This window comes from Nocardia sp. No.11, assembly GCF_038752175.1.
GTDB lineage: Bacteria > Actinomycetota > Actinomycetes > Mycobacteriales > Mycobacteriaceae > Nocardia > Nocardia canadensis.
The window spans coordinates 1-2,921 of record NZ_JBCGFB010000191.1 but is presented as its reverse complement, the minus strand read 5'-3'; the positions used below and the strand labels follow the sequence as shown (position 1 = coordinate 2,921).

The following is a 2,921-nucleotide window of genomic DNA, read 5'->3' as shown; positions in this document are numbered from 1 at the left end:
CCCCGCCGGGGGGCCCCCGCGCCGGTTCACCCGGCGCGCGGCGCTGCGCCTGATCGCGCCCTATCTGTATCTGGCACCGGCGGTGGTGCTGCTGGTGGTGTTCACCTACCAACCGCTGGTGCAGGCGGTGCAGCTGTCCACCGTGTCGTGGAATCTGCTGCCGACCGCGCCGATGAAGGCGGTCGGTACCGCCAATTACTCCCGGCTGCTGGATCTTCCGGCGTTCTGGGGCTCGCTGGGCCGCACCGCGACGCTGATCCTGGGCCTGCTGCCGTTCACGGTGCTGCTGCCGGTGCTGATCGCGCTGGCCAGCAGGCGGGTGCAGGGCCGGGCCCGCACGTTCTATCAGGCGCTGGTGTTCGCCCCGTTCCTGGTCGCGCCGGTCGCGGCGGCGGCGGTGTGGCGCTGGCTGCTGCATCCCGGCTCCGGATTCGTCGACCAGGTGGTCGATTCCGGCCGCAATTGGGTCTACGACGCCTCGACGGCGCAGGCGGTGATCGTGCTGATCACCGGCTGGCAGCTGCTCGGTTTCGCGGTACTGGTGGTGTGGGCCGGACTGGCCGGGATCAGTGGCGACTACAGCGAGGCCGCGCAGGTCGACGGCGCGACGCCGGGGCAGATCCGGCGCTGGATCACCCTGCCACTGCTGTCGCCGACGCTGCTGTTCCTGGTGCTCACCACCGTGCTGCTCAGTCCCACACTGTCGTTCCCGCTCATCGATTCGATGACCCAGGGCGGACCGGCGCAGGCCACGACCAACATCTACTACCTGCTCTGGGACTACGCGTTCCACAGCTTCGACGCGGGTCTGAGCGCGGCGGCGGGCGTGCTGTTGTTCGTCGGGTTCGGCGCGCTGGCGGCCGTGCTGGTCTGGATCTCGGAAAAGGTTGCCGTTCATGATGATTGACCGTCTCCGCCTGGCGGGCAGCCATGTGCTGCTCGCCGGGACGGCGCTGGTGTGCGTGTTCCCCATCTATTGGCTGTTCGCCACCGCGCTGCGCAGGCCCCAGGATGTCACCTCGCTGTCGCCGCTGCCGTGGCCGTTGTCGATCGACAACTACCTCGACGCGGCGCAGAAGGTCGACGTCACCGGCTTGATCGTCAACACCTTCGTCGTGGCGATCCTGTCCGCGGCCGGTCAGCTGCTGATCGCGCTGCTGGCGTCCTACGCCTTCGCGATGTACACCTTCCCGCTGCAGCGGCTGATGTATCTGGCGTTCGTCGGCGTCTGGCTGGTGCCGTTCCAGGTCACCATGCTGCCCAACTACATCCTGCTCAACCGGATGGGGCTGATCAACACGTTGATCGGCTGCGTGCTGCCGACACTGTGCTCGGCGCTGGCGGTGCTGCTGTTGCGCCAGCACATGAACGCCTTCCCGAAGGAGCTCGTCGCCGCGGCCAAGATCGACGGCCGTTCCTCCTGGGCCATCCTGTGGACGGTGGTGGTGCCGAATCTGCGCCCCGCGCTGGCCGCGCTGGGCATCCTGCTGTTCATCAACGCCTGGAACGAATACTTCTGGCCCGCGGTCGTTCTGCGGCAATCCAACGATGTCCTCCAGCTCGGTCTGCGCAGTTTCATGGGCACCGAGGGCGACCAGTGGGGTCCGATGATGGCGCTGGCGAGTCTGGCCTGTCTGCCGGTGCTGCTGCTCTATCTGGTGTTGCAGCGCCACATCGTCAACGCCTTCGTCCGGTCGGGGCTCAAGTGAGGCGGCGGAAGGGCGCGATCAGCTGATCCAGGTAGCCGACCGGATAGTCGGGATGTGCCGCCATGCCGAGCTGGTCGGAGGTGAACCGGCGGCGCGGATCGTAGCTGTAGGTGCGCAGCAGGTGATCCCAGAGCAGGGTGAACAGGCCGAAGTTGACGTCGCCGACGCCGGCCCATTTGAGGTGATGGAAGCGGTGACCCTCGTTGAGGGCGAGCACGTACTTCAGCGGACCGACGCGATAGTCGGCGTTGGAATGTTGCAGCAGCAGCTGCACGGCCACGGCGAGGGCCAGCGCGGCGGCGACGTCGACCGGCAGCCCGATCACGATCAGCGGGGCCACGCCGGCGGCCATCTCGGCGGTCTGGTGCAGCGGATGCTTCATCAGGCCGTTGAGGCCGTAGAACCGGGTGACGCTGTGGTGCACGGCGTGGAAGCGCCACAGCACCCCGATCTTGTGACTGGCCCAGTGCACCAGCGTGATTCCGGCGTCCGCGATCAGGATGGCGAGGACCACCTGGACCACGAACGGCCAATCGCCCGGCCACAGCCCCGGGGCGGGCACGATCGCGGCAAGCAGCGGGATCACCGCCACGCTGACCAGGATCAGCGTCTCGTTCACGACAGCGTGCAGCCGGTCGCGGACGCTGTCGGCCTGGGGTCCGTTCCAGGCGGGTTCGTACGGGATGACCCGTTCGACCGCGAACGAGGTGGCGATCGCCACGGCGAGCACGAGCAGCAGCCAGGGTTTCGGGGCATGGGCGGCGGCGAGGGCGATGCCGATTCCGTTGAGCCCCACCAGCATCAATGGGACGTAGCCGTAGCGGGCGAGACGGCGCACAGCGAGGTTCATGCCCTCAGCCTGGCCGCCGGTCCCCCGTGGACGCTTGAACGATTCGGCTGACCCGACCGTCCCAGACCACGGCGCTGGTCAGCGCCGACGGCGGCAGTCCGAAGATCTCCCGGCACGTGCGGGTGAGATGCGCGCTGTCGGCGAATCCCGTCGCGTGCGCGATCGAAGTCAGATCCTGTCCACCCCGCGCGAGCTCGACGGCGTTCATCAGCCGCAACCACAGGATGTAGCGGCGCAGCGGCAGCCCGACCTGGGCGGTGAACAGGTGGGTGAGCCGGCTGGCCGACAGGCCGACGACGGCGGCGACCTCCCCGGTGCGCACCGGCCCGCGCGCCACCATCGCCGGCAGCGCGGCCACCGCG

General features: G+C 68.5%; 4 protein-coding genes. 2 read left to right on the top strand and 2 right to left on the bottom strand.

All coding sequences use genetic code 11. The annotated features are described in order from the left end of the window. Positions 1–43: 43 nt before the first annotated feature. Both V8688_RS30465 and V8688_RS30460 read left to right on the top strand, forming a co-directional pair. Positions 44–907 (top strand): sugar ABC transporter permease, encoded by an 864-nt coding sequence (locus V8688_RS30465; RefSeq protein WP_342802240.1) that lies wholly within the window; start codon positions 44–46, stop codon positions 905–907. Beyond that, complete coding sequence (locus V8688_RS30460; RefSeq protein WP_218719806.1) at positions 897–1,709, top strand: carbohydrate ABC transporter permease; 813 nt, start codon at positions 897–899, stop codon at positions 1,707–1,709. The genes V8688_RS30465 and V8688_RS30460 overlap by 11 nt, the downstream gene beginning before the upstream one ends. On the opposite strand, the gene V8688_RS30455 is transcribed toward V8688_RS30460, so the two are convergent. Together V8688_RS30455 and V8688_RS30450 are read right to left on the bottom strand one after the other, a co-directional pair. After that, on the bottom strand, positions 1,702–2,559 hold the full coding sequence (locus V8688_RS30455) for a sterol desaturase family protein (RefSeq protein ID WP_218719807.1): 858 nt from the start codon (positions 2,557–2,559) through the stop codon (positions 1,702–1,704). The two genes, V8688_RS30460 and V8688_RS30455, sit on opposite strands and share 8 nt — an antisense overlap. 4 nt (positions 2,560–2,563) lie before the next feature. Further along, on the bottom strand, positions 2,564–2,921 hold a 358-nt coding region (locus V8688_RS30450), incomplete at its 5' end, for a helix-turn-helix transcriptional regulator (protein ID WP_342802236.1).

Bases quoted from the DNA above. Each gene is read 5' to 3' on its own strand.
- V8688_RS30460 (WP_218719806.1), top strand. From the start codon at position 897: ATGATGATTGACCGTCTCCGCCTGGCGGGCAGCCATGTGCTGCTCGCC.
- V8688_RS30455 (WP_218719807.1), bottom strand. From the start codon at position 2,559: ATGAACCTCGCTGTGCGCCGTCTCGCCCGCTACGGCTACGTCCCATTG.